The 15828-nt window shown below is 60.2% G+C and carries 13 protein-coding genes; 10 read left to right on the top strand and 3 right to left on the bottom strand.

Translation table 11 applies throughout. The features are described 5' to 3' along the window. Positions 1 to 167: 167 nt before the first annotated feature. Both pap and AAIS01_RS15250 read left to right on the top strand, forming a co-directional pair. Positions 168 to 1688: a polyphosphate:AMP phosphotransferase gene (pap, locus tag AAIS01_RS15255; RefSeq protein ID WP_343469633.1), complete on the top strand. Its 1521-nt coding sequence runs from the start codon at positions 168 to 170 to the stop codon at positions 1686 to 1688. A gap of 106 nt (positions 1689 to 1794) precedes the next feature. Then, positions 1795 to 2979: a thiolase family protein gene (locus AAIS01_RS15250; RefSeq protein WP_092458461.1), complete on the top strand. Its 1185-nt coding sequence runs from the start codon at positions 1795 to 1797 to the stop codon at positions 2977 to 2979. Between the two features lie 176 nt (positions 2980 to 3155). Here the strand turns inward: AAIS01_RS15250 and AAIS01_RS15245 are convergent, their stop codons facing one another. Beyond that, positions 3156 to 3353: a DUF6316 family protein gene (locus AAIS01_RS15245; protein ID WP_092458464.1), complete on the bottom strand. Its 198-nt coding sequence runs from the start codon at positions 3351 to 3353 to the stop codon at positions 3156 to 3158. Positions 3354 to 3541: 188 nt separating this feature from the next. Here AAIS01_RS15245 and AAIS01_RS15240 point away from each other — a divergent pair, with 188 nt between their 5' ends. Further along, positions 3542 to 4504 carry a DMT family transporter gene (locus tag AAIS01_RS15240; protein ID WP_092397615.1) on the top strand — a complete coding sequence of 321 codons (963 nt, stop codon included), beginning with the start codon at positions 3542 to 3544 and terminating at the stop codon, positions 4502 to 4504. A gap of 141 nt (positions 4505 to 4645) precedes the next feature. Here AAIS01_RS15240 and AAIS01_RS15235 read toward each other — a convergent pair whose 3' ends face one another. Further along, positions 4646 to 6040 carry a class II fumarate hydratase gene (locus AAIS01_RS15235; protein WP_343469632.1) on the bottom strand — a complete coding sequence of 465 codons (1395 nt, stop codon included), beginning with the start codon at positions 6038 to 6040 and terminating at the stop codon, positions 4646 to 4648. Positions 6041 to 6230: 190 nt separating this feature from the next. Between AAIS01_RS15235 and AAIS01_RS15230 the strand changes: the two genes are divergently transcribed. The 7 genes from AAIS01_RS15230 to AAIS01_RS15200 all read left to right on the top strand — a co-directional run bounded on the left by AAIS01_RS15230 (position 6231) and on the right by AAIS01_RS15200 (position 14295). Then, complete coding sequence (locus AAIS01_RS15230; RefSeq protein ID WP_047226294.1) at positions 6231 to 6749, top strand: DUF2059 domain-containing protein; 519 nt, start codon at positions 6231 to 6233, stop codon at positions 6747 to 6749. 12 nt (positions 6750 to 6761) lie between these two features. Beyond that, positions 6762 to 7061, top strand: coding sequence for a BolA family protein (locus AAIS01_RS15225; protein ID WP_047226295.1), 300 nt, complete (start codon positions 6762 to 6764; stop codon positions 7059 to 7061). A gap of 284 nt (positions 7062 to 7345) precedes the next feature. Then, the gene (trhO, locus tag AAIS01_RS15220) at positions 7346 to 8287 is read left to right on the top strand and encodes an oxygen-dependent tRNA uridine(34) hydroxylase TrhO (protein ID WP_214913073.1); all 942 of its coding nucleotides are present in this window, start codon (positions 7346 to 7348) and stop codon (positions 8285 to 8287) included. 3 nt (positions 8288 to 8290) lie between these two features. Next, the gene (locus AAIS01_RS15215) at positions 8291 to 8926 is read left to right on the top strand and encodes a DsbA family protein (RefSeq protein ID WP_343469631.1); all 636 of its coding nucleotides are present in this window, start codon (positions 8291 to 8293) and stop codon (positions 8924 to 8926) included. Beyond that, positions 8919 to 10736, top strand: a complete 1818-nt coding sequence (locus tag AAIS01_RS15210; protein WP_343469630.1) for an ABC transporter ATP-binding protein — start codon at positions 8919 to 8921, stop codon at positions 10734 to 10736. Before AAIS01_RS15215 ends, AAIS01_RS15210 begins: the two co-directional genes overlap by 8 nt. Before the next feature lie 249 nt (positions 10737 to 10985). Continuing rightward, positions 10986 to 13445 carry an EAL domain-containing protein gene (locus AAIS01_RS15205; protein ID WP_343469704.1) on the top strand — a complete coding sequence of 820 codons (2460 nt, stop codon included), beginning with the start codon at positions 10986 to 10988 and terminating at the stop codon, positions 13443 to 13445. Between the two features lie 79 nt (positions 13446 to 13524). Further along, a complete protein-coding gene (locus AAIS01_RS15200) occupies positions 13525 to 14295 on the top strand; it encodes an iron-containing redox enzyme family protein (RefSeq protein ID WP_431191924.1) in 771 nt (256 codons plus the stop codon). A 279-nt stretch (positions 14296 to 14574) separates the two neighbouring features. On the opposite strand, the gene AAIS01_RS15195 is transcribed toward AAIS01_RS15200, so the two are convergent. After that, positions 14575 to 15501 (bottom strand): GGDEF domain-containing protein, encoded by a 927-nt coding sequence (locus AAIS01_RS15195; protein ID WP_343469628.1) that lies wholly within the window; start codon positions 15499 to 15501, stop codon positions 14575 to 14577. Positions 15502 to 15828: the final 327 nt, after the last annotated feature.

The following is a 15828-nucleotide window of genomic DNA, read 5'->3' as shown; positions in this document are numbered from 1 at the left end:
TCCCTTGCGTATGCATCTGCCGGCGCTGCCGAGTGCAACGAGGCTGCGATCTTGTCCCAGTCAACGGAATGCCGAGCGAAAGATCGCAGCCTCGTTCCACTCGGCAGCTCCTACACGGCCCGCGTCCAATCCGCTAGTCTTGCCCCATTCCCTGGAAGGAGCTGCCCATGTTCGAATCCGCCGAAATCGGTCACGTCATCGATAAAGAGACCTATGACGCCGAAGTACCGGCACTGCGGGAAGCGTTGCTCGAAGTCCAGTACGAGCTCCATCAGCAGCGTCGTTTTCCGGTCATTGTGCTGATCAACGGCATCGAAGGCGCGGGCAAGGGCGAAACGGTGAAATTGCTCAACGAGTGGATGGACCCGCGGCTGATCGAAGTGCGTACCTTCGACCAGCAGACCGACGAGGAACTGTCCCGGCCACCGGCCTGGCGTTATTGGCGGATGCTGCCGGCCAAGGGGCGCATGGGGATTTTCTTTGGCAACTGGTACAGCCAGATGCTGCAGGGCCGCGTGCATGACCAGATCAAGGACCCACGGCTCGACCAGGCCATCAATGGCGCTGAACGATTGGAGAAAATGCTCTGCGATGAAGGCGCGCTGATCTTCAAGTTCTGGTTTCACCTGTCCAAGAAACAGATGAAAGCCCGGCTCAAGGGGCTCAAGGACGACCCGCTGCACAGTTGGCGCATCAGCCCACTCGATTGGCAGCAATCCCAGACTTACGACAAGTTTGTCAAATACGGTGAGCGGGTACTGCGCCGTACCAGCCGTGATTACGCGCCCTGGCATGTGATCGAGGGCATGGATGCCTGTTACCGCAGCCTTAAGGTCGGGCGGATCTTGCTCGACGGGATGCGCCAGGCGCTGGACCGCTCGAAGGTCAATGCGGATCAAGTCAGCGTGGCGCCGCTGCCACCGCTGGACGAGCAAATCACGCTGTTGGACAGCCTGGACATGACCTTGCGCCTGGACAAGGCTGACTATGAAGAGCAACTGATCACCGAACAGGCGCGGTTTTCCGGCCTGCTGCGAGACAAACGCATGCGCCGCCATGCCTTGGTGGCGGTGTTTGAAGGTAACGATGCAGCGGGCAAGGGCGGCGCGATCCGACGGGTCGCGGCAGCGCTCGACCCGCGCCAGTACAGCATCGTGCCGATTGCCGCGCCCACCGAAGAAGAGCGCGCCCATCCTTACATGTGGCGGTTCTGGCGGCATATCCCGGCGCGGGGCAAGTTCACCGTGTTCGATCGCTCCTGGTACGGGCGGGTGCTGGTGGAGCGGGTCGAAGGTTTTTGCAGCAAGGCCGACTGGTTGCGGGCATACGGCGAAATCAATGATTTCGAGGAGCAGATTGCCGATGCCTCGGTGGTGGTGGTCAAGTTCTGGCTGGCCATCGACAAGGAGACTCAACTGGAGCGTTTCCAGGAGCGTGAAGCGATCCCATTCAAACGCTTCAAGATCACCGAGGACGACTGGCGCAACCGTGAAAAATGGGATGCCTACCGGGCGGCGGTGTGCGACATGGTCGACCGCACCAGTACCGAAATTTCTCCCTGGACCCTGGTGGAGGCCAACGACAAGCGCTGGGCCCGGGTCAAGGTATTGCGCACGCTTAATGAGGCGCTGGAGCAGGCCTTCGAGCGCTCAGCAAAACAGGCGCGCAAAGCCAGGAAGGGCAAATAGTGGGCGATGGGAACGCATACGCGAGGTGAATGATCGTCGCGGTCGGTTATGCAGTGGATTTATGCTCAATTGACTCCTAACCGACAATAACAATTGAGGTACAGCCATGCGTGAAGTGGTGATCGTCGACAGCGTGCGGACCGGCCTGGCCAAATCCTTTCGCGGCAAGTTCAACATGACCCGTCCGGACGACATGGCGGCCCATTGTGTCGATGCGTTGTTGGCGCGCAACGGGATCGATCCGGCCAGCGTCGAGGACTGCATCGTCGGCGCCGGTTCGAACGAGGGCGCCCAGGGCTATAACATCGGCCGTAACGTGGCGGTGCTGTCGCAGTTGGGTATCGGCACTGCCGGCATGACCCTCAACCGCTTCTGTTCCTCGGGCTTGCAGGCCATCGCCATCGCCGCCAACCAGATTGCCTCCGGTTGCAGCGAGATCATTGTTGCCGGTGGCGTGGAATCCATCAGCCTGACGATGAAAAGCGTCAATACCGATCACCTGATCAACCCGCTGCTCAAGGAACAGGTGCCGGGGATTTATTTCCCCATGGGCCAGACCGCCGAGATCGTTGCCCGCCGTTATCAAGTCAGCCGTGAAGAACAGGACCGCTACGCCTTGCAGAGTCAGCAACGTACCGCACAGGCTCAGGCGGCCGGGCTGTTTGACGACGAGATCGTGCCGATGGCGGTCAAGTACAAGGTCGAGGACAAGCATACCGGTGCGGTGCAGATGCTCGACGGCGTGGTCGATCGCGACGATTGCAACCGCCCTGACACCACCTATGAAAGCCTGGCGGGCCTCAAGCCGGTGTTCGCTGAAGACGGCTCGGTGACGGCGGGTAACTCGTCACAGTTGTCCGACGGGGCCTCGATGACCCTGGTGATGAGCCTGGAAAAAGCCCTGGCCCTGGGCCTCAAACCCAAGGCGTTTTTTCGTGGTTTTACCGTGGCCGGTTGCGAGCCGGACGAAATGGGCATCGGTCCGGTGTTTTCGGTGCCCAAGCTGCTCAAGGCCAAGGGCTTGCAGATCGCCGATATCGACCTGTGGGAACTCAATGAAGCCTTCGCCTCCCAATGCCTCTACAGCCGCAATCGGTTGGAAATCGATAACGAGAAGTACAACGTCAACGGCGGTTCGATTTCCATCGGCCACCCGTTCGGCATGACCGGTTCGCGCCAGGTCGGGCATTTGGTGCGCGAGCTGCAACGGCGCAGCCTGCGCTATGGCATCGTGACCATGTGCGTGGGCGGCGGGATGGGGGCGACGGGGTTGTTTGAGGCGGTGAGATAAGCGGGCGCTGACAGTTAGCGAGATGATTACTTGTGGCGAGGGGATTTATCCCCGCGGGGTTGCGCAGCAACCCTAAAATCTACAACCGAGGTGTATCAGGCTGACAGAGTGATCTGCTTTGGGGCTGCTTTGCAGCCCAGCGGGGATAAATCCCCTCGCCACAAGGGGGGGCTGCGCTAGCTGGCGACCTGAGTCAATTGCAACATCCGCTGGATATACGCCTCCACTTCCCGCAACGCATCCTCGCGGCTGGCGAACGGACCTTCCTGCGTGCCTTCCCGGGTATTGAAATAAAACTCGCTGTTTACCCGGCAGATCCGGTCGCTGCGAAAAATCGTCGTGGGGGCGGGATCCTGGGCGCGTTTGCCGAACATGGCGGTCTCCATAGGCAGCGGGGTCAATGTCATTTGAGCTTATGTGCAGTCCTTGATTTGCGCCTGGTCAGGCGATCGACGGCAACGACCCGTACAGTCCCATGGACGTCCACGGCCTAACTGTCCCTGTGTCCTGAAGCGATCCGCGCCTAGAATGGGAGCTCTTTGTCTTGAGCTGCGAGGGTTGCATGCACATATCGTCCGGTCGCTGGGTCTACGGCTTGTTCCTTGCCCTGTTGACCGCCCTGTTGTGGGGCATCCTGCCGATCAAGCTCAAGCAAGTGCTACAGGTGATGGATCCGGTCACCGTGACCTGGTTTCGCTTGCTGGTGTCCGGTGGCTTGCTGTTCATCTACCTGACGGCCACTCGCCGTTTGCCCAGTCGCAAGGTGTTGGGGCCCCGGGGTGGCTGGCTGGTGGCGATGGCGGTGTTGGGGCTGGTCGGCAACTACGTGCTGTACCTGATGGGCCTCAATCGCCTGAGCCCTGGCACCGCGCAACTGGTGGTGCAGATGGGGCCGATCATGTTGCTGGTCGCCAGTCTGTTTGTGTTCAAGGAGCGTTTCAGCGTGGGGCAGGGCATTGGCCTGCTGGTGTTGTTGATCGGTTTCACGCTGTTTTTCAACCAGCGCCTCGGCGAACTGTTGACGTCCCTGAGCGACTACACCGCCGGGGTCTTGATGGTGTTGCTGGCGTCGACGGTCTGGACTTTCTATGCCCTGGGCCAGAAGCAACTGTTGACGGTGTGGAATTCGTTGCAGGTGATGATGGTGATCTACCTGTTCTGCGCGCTGTTGCTCACGCCCTGGGTGCATCCGCTGGAGGCGCTGCAACTGAGCCCGTTGCAAGGCTGGCTACTGCTTGCGTGCTGCCTCAATACCCTGATTGCCTACGGCGCCTTTGCCGAGGCCCTGGCTCACTGGGAAGCGTCGCGGGTCAGCGCGACGCTGGCCATCACCCCGCTGGTGACCTTCGCCGCGGTGGCGTTGGCGGCCTGGTGGTGGCCCGATTACGTGCATGCCGAGCAGATCAATCTGTTGGGGTATGGCGGGGCGGTACTGGTGGTGTTGGGTTCGGCGCTGGTGGCGCTGGGGCCGTCGCTGATGGCCGGGCTCAGGGCCCGGCGTGAGCGATTGGCTGTCGGGCGATAGATCGCGACCCGACCGGCCTCATCGCGAGCAGGCTCGCTCCCACATTTCTGATCTGTGTTGGATGCAAATACTGCGGCCAACACAGATCCCCCTGTGGGAGCGAGCCTGCTCGCGATGGCGGACTATCCCCCAATACACATCTCAGCCTTGACTACCAGCCTCCAGCATATTTTCCGGCCGCACCCAGGCATCGAACTCTTCATCGGTCAGATACCCCAGTTGCAAGGCCGCCTCGCGCAGGGTCAGCCCTTCGGCGTAGGCTTTCTTGGCGATTTCGGCGGATTTGTCATAGCCGATGTGCGGGTTCAGGGCGGTGACCAGCATCAAGCCACGCTCCAGATGCGCCGCCATCTGCTCGGCATCCGGTTCGAGCCCGGCGATGCAGTGCTGCTGGAAATTGCTGCAGCCATCGGCCAGCAGACGAATCGATTGCAACAGGTTGTGAATGATCACCGGCTTGAACACGTTCAGTTGCAAATGACCCTGGCTGGCGGCGAAACCGATGGTCACGTCGTTGCCCATGACCTGGCAGGCCAGCATCGACAAGGCCTCGCACTGGGTCGGGTTGACCTTGCCGGGCATGATGGAGCTGCCCGGTTCATTGGCCGGCAACTTCACTTCGGCGAACCCGGCCCGTGGCCCGGAACCCAACAGACGCAGGTCATTGGCAATTTTCATCAGGGTCACAGCCAGGGTTTTCAGCGCGCCGGACAACGTGGTCAGGGGCTCATGGCCGGCCAACGCCGCGAACTTGTTTGGCGCAGTGACGAAGGGCAGGCCGGACAGCGCCGCCAGTTCAGCGGCAATCGCTTCGCCGAAGCCGTGGGGCGAATTGAGCCCGGTGCCCACTGCCGTACCACCTTGGGCAAGTTCGCAAACCGCCGGCAGCGCCGCGCGGATCGCCCGTTCGGCATAATCGAGCTGGGCAATGAACGCTGACAGTTCCTGGCCGAAGGTGATCGGCGTGGCATCCATCATGTGGGTGCGGCCGGTCTTGACCAGTTTCATGTGGCGCGCCGCCAGTTCCGCCAGTGCGCCAGACAACTCGGCGATCGCCGGCAGCAATTGCTGATGGACAGCCTGGGTGGCGGCGATGTGCATGGCGGTGGGGAAGCAATCGTTGGAGCTCTGGGAGCGGTTGACGTGATCGTTCGGGTGCACCGGGCTCTTGCCGCCGCGGGGATTGCCCGCCAGCTCGTTGGCGCGCCCGGCGATCACTTCGTTGACGTTCATGTTGCTCTGGGTTCCGCTGCCGGTCTGCCAGACCACCAGCGGGAATTGGTCGTCATGCTGGCCGGCCAGGACTTCGTCGGCGGCCTGCTCGATCAGGCGCGCGATGTCGGCGGGCAAGGCGCCATTGCGGTCATTGACCCGCGCGGCGGCTTTCTTGATCAGCGCCAGGGCGTGCAGCACCGACAGCGGCATGCGTTCGTTGCCAATGGCAAAGTTGATCATGGAGCGCTGCGTCTGGGCGCCCCAGTAGGCTTCATCCGGGACTTCAACCTGGCCAAGGCTGTCGGTTTCGATACGGCTCATCGGGTCAAACTCCTGTAGGTCTGAATGCGCAGTTTAGGCCTTGAAGGGCGGTACGGGTTCCCTCAATCGTTTTTCTATCGGTCCGGCCCGTCAATCGGACGCGCAGAGCAATGGGGTTGAGCCCCGGCGTTTATTAGGCGCAGAATGATCGCCCTTGGGGTTTTACCTCGCCTGTAGAAAAGGAAACTTGATGACCCGTCTTCGTGCCATCTGTACCGCAGTTGCTCTGGTGTGTGCCAGCAGTCCTGTTTTTGCCGATACCGCCAGTCACAACGCCAGTGCCGAAGAGTTCCTGACCCTGGCGCATGCTGACAAGCTGGGTACCCCGGTGTACATGCAAGTGCAGCAAATGTTCGCCCAGCGCTTTGAACAGACCAAGGCGCCCGAGTCGAAAAAAGCTACCCTCGAAACCTACCAGGCCAAGGCCAACGCCGCACTGGACCAGGCCATTGGCTGGAAGAAGCTCAAGCCGGACATGGTCAAGCTCTACACCTCCAACTTCAGCGAGCCGGAACTCAAGGAGCTGGTGTCTTTCTATCGCTCGCCCCTGGGCAAGAAAGTCCTGGAAAAAATGCCCCAGCTGACCCAGCAATCGGCCCAGTTGACCCAGGCCAAGCTGGAAAGCGCAGTGCCGGTGGTCAACAAGCTGCTGGCGGACATGACCGCCGAGCTTGAGCCAAAAGCCGCCCCTGCCAAGAAAAAGCCGTAAGCGGAGCCCGGTATGAGCATGCAACAACGCATCGAATCGACGCTCGGGCTGTTGCAGCCCGAGCACCTGCAAGTGCTGGATGAAAGCCACATGCACAGCCGTGGGTTACAGACCCACTTCAAGGCCGTGGTGGTCAGCCATCAGTTCGAGGGGCTCAATCGCGTCAAGCGTCATCAGAAGGTCTACGGCACGCTGGGCGAGCTGATGGGTGAGTTCCATGCGTTGGCGCTGCACACCTATACCCCCGAGGAATGGGCGCAGATCGATACAGCCCCGGCTTCGCCGACCTGTGCCGGGGGCAGCAAGCACTGATCTGCCGCGGCTGATGGCTGTAGGAACTGTAGGAGCTTGTAGGAGCTGACGAGTGCAACGAGGCTGCGATCTTTCCCCTGACAATTGAGTCCAAAGCGAAAGATCGCAGCCTCGTTGCACTCGTCAGCTCCTACAGGGCTCAGCCCAATGGGCCACATCCGGCGTTGATTGCAGTCCTGCAACCCACCAGTTTTTGCTAGAATCCGCAACGCGCCGCTCATCCGGCGCGTTTTTTTTCGCATCCGGTTCACCCTTTGCGAGGGTAGCCACCTGGAGAAATACCCATGACACCATCCATTGTCGTGGCGGCACTGTATAAGTTCGTCACCCTTGAAGATTACGTTGAGCTGCGTGAGCCACTGCTCAAGGCCATGCTCGATAACGGCATCAAAGGCACCCTGCTGATCGCCGAAGAAGGCATCAACGGCACCGTTTCCGGCACCCGCGAAGGCATCGACGGTTTGTTGGCCTGGCTCAAGAACGACCCACGCATGATCGACATCGATCACAAAGAGTCGTATTGCGACGAGCAACCGTTCTACCGCACCAAGGTCAAGCTCAAGAAGGAAATTGTCACCCTCGGCGTCGAAGGCGTGGACCCCAACAAACAGGTGGGTACCTATGTCGAACCGCAGGACTGGAACGCGCTGATCAGCGATCCGGAAGTCTTGCTGATCGACACCCGCAACGACTACGAAGTGTCCATTGGCACCTTCGAAGGCGCGATCGACCCCAAGACCACCAGCTTTCGCGAGTTCCCCGAGTACATCAAAGCCCATTTCGACCCGGCCCGGCACAAGAAAGTCGCGATGTTCTGCACCGGTGGCATTCGCTGCGAGAAAGCCTCCAGCTACATGCTCGGCCAGGGTTTCGACGAGGTCTATCACCTCAAGGGCGGCATCCTGAAGTACCTTGAAGAGGTGCCGCAGGAGCAAACCAAATGGCGCGGCGACTGCTTCGTGTTCGATAACCGCGTGACCGTCCGCCATGACCTTAGCGAAGGCGACTACGATCAGTGTCATGCCTGTCGTACACCGGTGAGCGTAGAAGACCGCGCTTCGGAGCACTACGTGCCAGGCATCAGTTGCCCGCATTGCTGGGATAAGCTGAGCGAGAAGACCCGGCGCAGCGCCATCGACCGGCAAAAGCAGATCGAACTGGCCAAGGCCCGCAATATGCCGCATCCAATCGGCTACAACTATAAGCAATCACCTTCCGAGGCTTGAACCATGCCCCCACGCCTGCTCTATGTGATGGACCCGATGTGTTCCTGGTGCTGGGGTTTTGCGCCGGTTGCCGAGGCACTGGTCGAGCAGGCGCAGGCCGCCGGGGTAGAACTGCACCTGGTGGTAGGCGGTTTGCGCACCGGCAGCGGTTCGGCCCTGGAGCCGACCACCCGACGTTATATCCTCGAGCATTGGCAGGCCGTCACCCAGGCCACCGGCCAGACGTTCAAGCTTGAAGGTGCGTTGCCGGACGGGTTTGTCTATGACACCGAACCGGCCTGCCGGGCGGTGGTGACGGCCCGCGGCCTGGCGCCGGACCTGGCGTGGAAGCTGTTGAAGCTGATCCAACAGGCGTTTTATGTCGAGGGACGTGATGTGACCCACGCCAGCGTCCTGGTGGAGCTGGCCGAACAGGCTGGGCTGCCACGCATTGAGTTTGCCGCGGCCTTTGACCGCGCCGAGCAACATGCGGCCACTGCCGCGGATTTTACCTGGGTGCAGGATCTTGGCATCGCCGGTTTTCCTACGCTGTTGGCCGAACGTGACGGTCAATTGGCCTTGCTCACCAACGGCTACCAACCCCTGAGCCAATTGTCGCCCCTGCTGGGCCGCTGGCTGGAGCGCGCGGCCTGTGCCTGACCGGGCGGATGACGCATCCCTTGCGCCACGCGTCGACCGCTTGAGCTGGGCAGAAATCCGCCGACTGGCCCTTAAACACAAGAAAGCCCTGTGGATCGCCAACGGCGTGGCCGTGCTGGCGACGCTGTGCAGCGTACCCATCCCCCTGCTGTTGCCGCTGCTGGTGGACGAAGTGCTGCTGGGGCAGGGCGATGCGGCATTGAAAGTCATGAACCGTGCGTTGCCGACCGGTTGGCAAAGCGCGGCTGGCTATATTGGCCTGATGCTGGTGGTGACCCTGGCCCTGCGATGCGGCGCTTTGCTGTTCAACGTGCTGCAGGCGCGATTGTTCGCCAGGCTGGCCAAGGACATCGTCTATCGCATTCGTATCCGCTTGATCGAACGACTCAAACGTATTTCCCTGGGGGAGTACGAAAGCCTGGGCAGCGGTACCGTGACCACGCACCTGGTCACCGACCTGGACACCCTGGATAAATTCGTCGGCGAAACCCTCAGTCGTTTCCTGGTGGCGATGCTGACATTGGTGGGCACTGCCGGCATTCTGATGTGGATGCACTGGCAACTGGCGCTGCTGATTCTGTTGTTCAACCCGTTGGTGATCTACGCCACGGTGCAGTTGGGCAAACGGGTCAAGCATCTCAAGAAGCTGGAGAACGACAGCACCTCGCGCTTCACCCAGGCTCTGACTGAAACCCTGGAGGCCATCCAGGAAGTGCGCGCCGGTAACCGCCAGGGCTATTTCCTCGGTCGCTTGGGGACACGGGCCAGGGAGGTTCGTGATTACGCCGTGAGTTCACAGTGGAAAACCGATGCCTCGAACCGCGCCAGCGGTTTGCTGTTTCAGTTTGGTATCGATATTTTCCGCGCTGCGGCGATGCTCACCGTACTGTTCTCCGACCTCTCCATCGGCCAGATGCTGGCGGTGTTCAGCTACCTGTGGTTCATGATCGGCCCGGTGGAGCAACTGCTCAATCTGCAGTACGCGTTTTATGCTGCCGGGGGCGCATTGTCGCGGATCAACGAGTTGCTGGCCCGTGCCGACGAACCGCAATACACCGGCGGTGTTAACCCGTTCCAGGGGCGCGACACCGTGGGTCTGGAAGTCCAGGGGCTGAGTTTCGGCTACGGCGACGAACTGGTGCTGAACCAGATGAACCTGTCGATTGCCCCCGGTGAAAAAGTCGCGATTGTCGGCGCCAGCGGAGGGGGCAAAAGCACCTTGGTGCAGTTGCTGTTGGGGCTGTACACGCCGCTGGCCGGGACCATCCGTTTCGGCGGTTCGACCCAGGAGGAAATCGGCCTGGAAACCGTTCGCGACAATGTTGCCGTGGTCTTGCAACATCCCGCGCTGTTCAACGACACGGTGCGAGCCAACCTGACCATGGGCCGCGAGCGCACGGACGAGGCCTGCTGGCAGGCGCTGGAAATCGCCCAGCTGCACCAGACGATCCTGAGCTTGCCCAAGGGACTGGACAGTATTGTCGGGCGTTCGGGCGTGCGCCTGTCCGGCGGGCAGCGCCAGCGCCTGGCCATTGCCCGGATGGTGCTGGCCGAGCCCAAGGTCGTGATTCTCGACGAGGCCACGTCCGCGCTGGACGCCGCCACCGAGTACAACCTGCACCGGGCGTTGGCGCGGTTCTTGAGCAACCGTACCACCTTGATCATTGCGCACCGCTTGTCGGCCGTGAAGCAGGCCGACCGGGTGCTGGTGTTTGACGGCGGACAAATCGCCGAGGATGGCGACCATCAGCAACTGATTGCTGACGGTGGTTTATACGCCAAGCTTTATGGGCATCTGCAGCAACATTGATCGCCTGGGATCAATCGGAGTCAGTTGAAGCGTTCATTTCAGTTGCCGGTCGCTTACGGCGCTGTCCGCATATGACGTTCACGCATCCGCTCCGCTCATGCCCAAACGCCTTCATGACAATCGCACAGGATTCGCAGGGGAGGCAGGGGCAAATAGTGGTCGGCCTCTTGCGGGGAACTGCTACGCCTCCTAGTCTTGCGGGAATGAGCGGTCTGAATGCTGATCGCCTACGCCTATGCAAGGGACCTCATGACTCAAGCGCGGACTCTCGGAACCCCCCGGTTGTTGGGCATCGTCTGGCCTTTTATCGCCGTCGTCCTGTTTCAGGCGCTGTTGGGAGGCGTCAGTCTTTACGTGTTGTCCGCAGTTCGCGGCTACGTGGCGGGAGAGAGTCTCTGGTCCAAGGGCCAGAAAGACGCCATTTACTACCTCAACCTGTATGCCGACAGTCGCGACGAAGCGATCTTTCAAAAATACCAGCGCGCGATTGCCGTGCCTGAGGGGGGGCATGAGTTACGGGTGGCCCTGGACCGTCAGCCGCCGGATCTGGAGGCCGCACGCACGGGGATCCTCAAGGGCGGCAACCACCCGGACGACGTGTCCAGTGTGATCTGGCTCTACCTGAACTTTCGCCACTTCAGCTATCTGGAGGAGGCCATCGATCTCTGGACCGTCGGCGACGGGTACCTGATCGAGTTGGATAACGTCGCCCGCGAGATGCACAGCCGCATCAGCACAGGTCAGGCTTCGGAGGCCGACATTCGCGGCTGGAAAGCAAAAATCTTTGCGATCAACGATTCCGTCACCCCGGCAGCCAAGGCTTTCAGCGATGCGCTGGGGGAGGGGTCACGGGTCATCCTGCGCCTGTTGCTGGTGACCAACTTCGCTACCGCCCTGGGGTTGATCGTTTTGGCACTGTTGCGTACGCATAAACTGCTGGCCCAGCGACAGGTCTTTGCCAATGCCCTGCAACTGGAGAAGGAGCGGGCGCAGATCACCTTGCAGTCCATTGGCGACGGCGTAATCACCACCGATGTGGAAGGGGCAATCGCTTACATGAACCCTGCCGCCGAGGCGATGACCCATTGGAAGGCCGAGCACGCCACGGGACTGCCTCTGGCCGCACTGTTCAATCTGCTCGATGACAACGCCCAGAGTGAAGGCCTGACCCTGATCGAGCATATTCTCAGCGGTCGGCTCGGTGGTGGCAGCGAGCATTCCAAGCTGATCCAGCGCTTGGATGGCAGCACCGTGTCCGTCACGCTCGTAGGCGCGCCGATCCGCCATGCCGGCAAGGTCAGCGGGGCGGTGCTGGTGTTGCACGACATGACCCAGGAACGCCAATACATTGCCAACCTGTCATGGCAGGCCACCCATGATGCCCTGACCGGTCTGGCCAATCGCCGGGAATTTGAGTATCGCCTTGAACAAGCCTTGCACAATCTGACGCGCCAGGTGGGGCGCCATGCCTTGATGTTCCTCGACCTGGACCAGTTCAAGCTGGTCAATGACACCTGTGGCCATGCAGCGGGTGACGAGTTGTTGCGTCATATCTGCGCGTTGCTGCAATCAGGGCTGCGGGAAAACGACACCCTGGCCCGATTGGGGGGCGATGAGTTCGGTATTCTGCTGGAGAACTGCTCGCCGGAGGCCGCGGAAAAGATCGCCGACGGCTTGCGCCAAACCGTACAGAACCTGCACTTTGTCTGGAAGGGCCGTCCATTCGTGACCACGGTGAGCATTGGCCTGGTGCATATCGCCCAGAGCCCGATGACGCTGGAGGCGTCTCTGCGCGCTGCTGATATGGCCTGTTACATGGCCAAGGAAAAGGGCCGTAACCGCGTCCAGGTCTATCACGCCGACGACTCGGAACTGTCCCTGCGCTTTGGCGAGATGGCGTGGGTCCAGCGCCTGCACATGGCCCTGGAGGAAAATCGCTTCTGTCTTTATGCCCAGGAAATCGCCGCGCTGGGGCCCGGCGACCATGGCGGCGGGCATATAGAGATTCTATTGCGCCTGCATGACGAAGCCGGAAGGATGATCCTGCCGGACAGCTTCATTCCCGCGGCGGAACGCTATGGCTTGATGACGTCCCTGGATCGCTGGGTGGTGGAAAACGTCTTCAAGATCATCCGCCAGTGCCTGAACGATTCGCGGCAGGGACCGATGGCCATGTGTGCGATTAATCTGTCAGGCACAACTATCGGAGATCAGGCATTCCTTGATTTCCTGCGTAAACAGTTCGCGGCCTACTCGATTCCACCAGAAATGATTTGTTTTGAAATAACCGAGACCAGTGCTATTTCGAATTTGGGCAGCGCTATCCGCTTTATCAATGAACTCAAGAGCTTGGGTTGCTATTTCTCACTGGATGACTTTTGTGCCGGAATGTCTTCATTCGCGTACCTGAAACATTTACCTGTAGACTTCCTGAAGATCGACGGGAGTTTCGTAAAGGATATGCTGGACGACCCGATTAACCGTGCAATGGTCGAGGTGATCAATCACATCGGCCACGTCATGGGTAAGCGCACGATTGCCGAGTTTGTTGAAACCGCCCAGATCGAGCAGGCGTTGCTGGAGATCGGGGTGGATTACGCTCAAGGGTACGTGATTGAACACCCGCAATTGTTTACCTGTGATACGTTGCAATGCAGGCCGGCCCGACCGCAGCCGCTGTTATTCAAGGCCCCCGGCACGTTCCGCTGAACCTCTTGTTGATCCGGAAAAAATCACAATCAAAAGGAGCCCGACAGTGATCGACACATTCAACCGAACAGGCCCGCTCATGGACGCCACAAGCTATCCGAAATGGGCACAACAGCTCATTACCGATTGCAGCGAGAGCAAACGCCGGGTTGTCGAACATGAGCTGTATCAACGCATGCGCGATAACAAGCTCAGTGCCAAGACCATGCGCCACTACCTTATTGGTGGTTGGCCGGTCGTTGAACAGTTCGCCTTATACATGGCACAGAACCTCACCAAGACCCGCTTTGCCCGCCATCCCGGCGAGGACATGGCGCGTCGCTGGCTGATGCGCAACATTCGTGTCGAACTCAACCATGCCGATTACTGGGTCAACTGGAGCGCCGCCCATGGCGTGACCCTGGAAGACCTGCAAGCGCAGCAAGTGCCCCCCGAGCTCCATGCGCTGAGCCACTGGTGCTGGCATACGAGCTCTTCGGACTCGCTGATCGTGGCGATCGCCGCGACCAACTACGCCATCGAAGGGGCAACCGGAGAGTGGTCGGCATTGGTGTGTTCCAATGGCATCTACGCGGCGGCATTTGCCGAGGAAGACCGCAAGCGCGCCATGAAATGGCTGAAGATGCACGCCCAGTATGATGATGCCCACCCTTGGGAGGCCCTGGAAATCATCTGCACCCTGGCGGGCATGAACCCGAGCAAGGCCCTGCAAACCGAACTGCGTCAGGCCGTTTGCAAGAGCTATGACTACATGTACCTGTTCCTGGAGCGCTGCATGCAACTGGAGCAATCGGAGTCCGTGGGGAAAACCTCACCGACCCGTGAGCGCCTGGCGCTGGCCGGGAGCTGATACCCGATAGCCAAGCTGTGTGGGAGCGAGCGTGCTCGCGAAGGGGTCAGGGCAGTCAACGGGGAGGTTGACTGCCTGATCGACATCGCGAGCAGGCTCGCTCCCACAATTGTTTTGGGTGAGCGCTGGCTCCAAACCCACCTTCAACCCCTGTGGGAGCGGGCTTGCTCGCGAAAGCGGAGGGTCAGCTGTAAAGATGTTGAATGTACCGACATCTTCGCGGGTAAGCCCGCTCCCTCATTTTTCGACGGTGTTCACCCAATCTGTAATGGCTTGTCTTCACCCTGCCATCGCCAACCGGTTACGTCCCTCGCGCTTGGCGACGTACAAAGCGTTGTCGGCCCTGCGCAGCAGACTTTCGACTGACTCGCCCGGCAGCAGGGTCGCGCAGCCCAGGCTGACCGTCAGTTCGATCCTCGTGCCTGCGGCAAAATAATCATGCGCCTGGGCGGCGTGACGCAGTCGTTCTCCGACCATGGCGGCAGCTTCCCGGCTGGTGTTCGAGAGCAGAATCAGGAATTCTTCGCCACCGAACCTGAACACCATGTCCACATTGCGTAGCTGATGCTTGATGGCCTCGGCAACGCCCTTCAACACCTCATCGCCGATGCCGTGCCCATGGCTGTCGTTGACGCGTTTGAAATGATCGATGTCCAGCATCAGCAGTGACAGCGGCTGCAAATGACGCTTGGCCATATCAATTTCACGAATCAGCGTCTGGTCCATGGCGATGCGGTTGCCCGTGCCGGTCAGCGGGTCACGCAGGGCGCTTTGGGTCGCGGCACGGTAGAGCAGCGCATTGCGCAATGGAAACAGCAGCGTCGACAACACGGACTCAAGGTTGGCTTGTTCGGTCTCGGTGAAGCGCTGGTTACGGCGAAACACCAACTCACCCAGGTACTCGCCTTCATGGCTGAGGTTATAGGTGAGGGTGTGATGCCCACGTTGCCCCAGTTCCAGGCGCAGATCGCTGGGGCTGTGCCGGTAGATCAGCGCGTCCAGGGGCACCAGCCGCTGAACCTCCCGGAAAAACAGACCCAGGATCCGTTGCGGCTCCAGGCTGGTCTGCAATTGCTGGCTCAGTTGCTGACGCAACTGCGAAAGATTGACGGAGCGTGCCACCAGCGGTGACGGCTGGCCAAAGCCCAGGCGCTGCAGTTTGGCGCTGTCGAAATCAATCGCGTTGATCTGGGTTGGCGTTTTCATATGGTGAGAGCCCCTAAGCGAATCTGTCCTGACAGGTTGGGCGAGGCAGCTTTAGGCGGCGCGTCGTACTGGTCCTTCAGTCCCGTAGGACATCTGATTTGAGTTTAGTCCGCTTTACCTGGCAGGCATAAGTCTCATCTCAACATCCATTCCCGCCGAACATGGCGTGTTTGAGGATCTTTAGAGCGAAAGTCGTGCCATTCGGTTCACTAGAATAAAAACCGTTTAGGAATCAATGAATTGATCCGGGTTCGCCAAGCCCCTGTGGTCACTGGGTGACGGGGGCTTGGCGGTTCGCCTGGCTGCGTATCGGGGGCGCAGACCTCG

The sequence above is a fragment of the Pseudomonas halotolerans genome, assembly GCF_039581215.1.
Classification (GTDB): Bacteria; Pseudomonadota; Gammaproteobacteria; order Pseudomonadales; family Pseudomonadaceae; genus Aquipseudomonas; species Aquipseudomonas tehranensis.
The sequence above is the reverse complement of the archived record's forward strand: the minus strand, read 5'-3'. Positions and strand labels throughout refer to the sequence as shown.

What these genes read in the sequence shown, in the direction of transcription:
- AAIS01_RS15195 (WP_343469628.1), bottom strand. Translation starts at nt 15,501, where the DNA reads ATGAAAACGCCAACCCAGATCAACGCGATTGATTTCGACAGCGCCAAA.
- AAIS01_RS15245 (WP_092458464.1), bottom strand. Translation starts at nt 3,353, where the DNA reads ATGTTCGGCAAACGCGCCCAGGATCCCGCCCCCACGACGATTTTTCGC.
- pap (WP_343469633.1), top strand. Translation starts at nt 168, where the DNA reads ATGTTCGAATCCGCCGAAATCGGTCACGTCATCGATAAAGAGACCTAT.
- AAIS01_RS15215 (WP_343469631.1), top strand. Translation starts at nt 8,291, where the DNA reads ATGCCCCCACGCCTGCTCTATGTGATGGACCCGATGTGTTCCTGGTGC.
- trhO (WP_214913073.1), top strand. Translation starts at nt 7,346, where the DNA reads ATGACACCATCCATTGTCGTGGCGGCACTGTATAAGTTCGTCACCCTT.
- AAIS01_RS15235 (WP_343469632.1), bottom strand. Translation starts at nt 6,040, where the DNA reads ATGAGCCGTATCGAAACCGACAGCCTTGGCCAGGTTGAAGTCCCGGAT.
- AAIS01_RS15240 (WP_092397615.1), top strand. Translation starts at nt 3,542, where the DNA reads ATGCACATATCGTCCGGTCGCTGGGTCTACGGCTTGTTCCTTGCCCTG.
- AAIS01_RS15200 (WP_431191924.1), top strand. Translation starts at nt 13,525, where the DNA reads ATGGACGCCACAAGCTATCCGAAATGGGCACAACAGCTCATTACCGAT.
- AAIS01_RS15230 (WP_047226294.1), top strand. Translation starts at nt 6,231, where the DNA reads ATGACCCGTCTTCGTGCCATCTGTACCGCAGTTGCTCTGGTGTGTGCC.
- AAIS01_RS15250 (WP_092458461.1), top strand. Translation starts at nt 1,795, where the DNA reads ATGCGTGAAGTGGTGATCGTCGACAGCGTGCGGACCGGCCTGGCCAAA.
- AAIS01_RS15205 (WP_343469704.1), top strand. Translation starts at nt 10,986, where the DNA reads ATGACTCAAGCGCGGACTCTCGGAACCCCCCGGTTGTTGGGCATCGTC.
- AAIS01_RS15225 (WP_047226295.1), top strand. Translation starts at nt 6,762, where the DNA reads ATGAGCATGCAACAACGCATCGAATCGACGCTCGGGCTGTTGCAGCCC.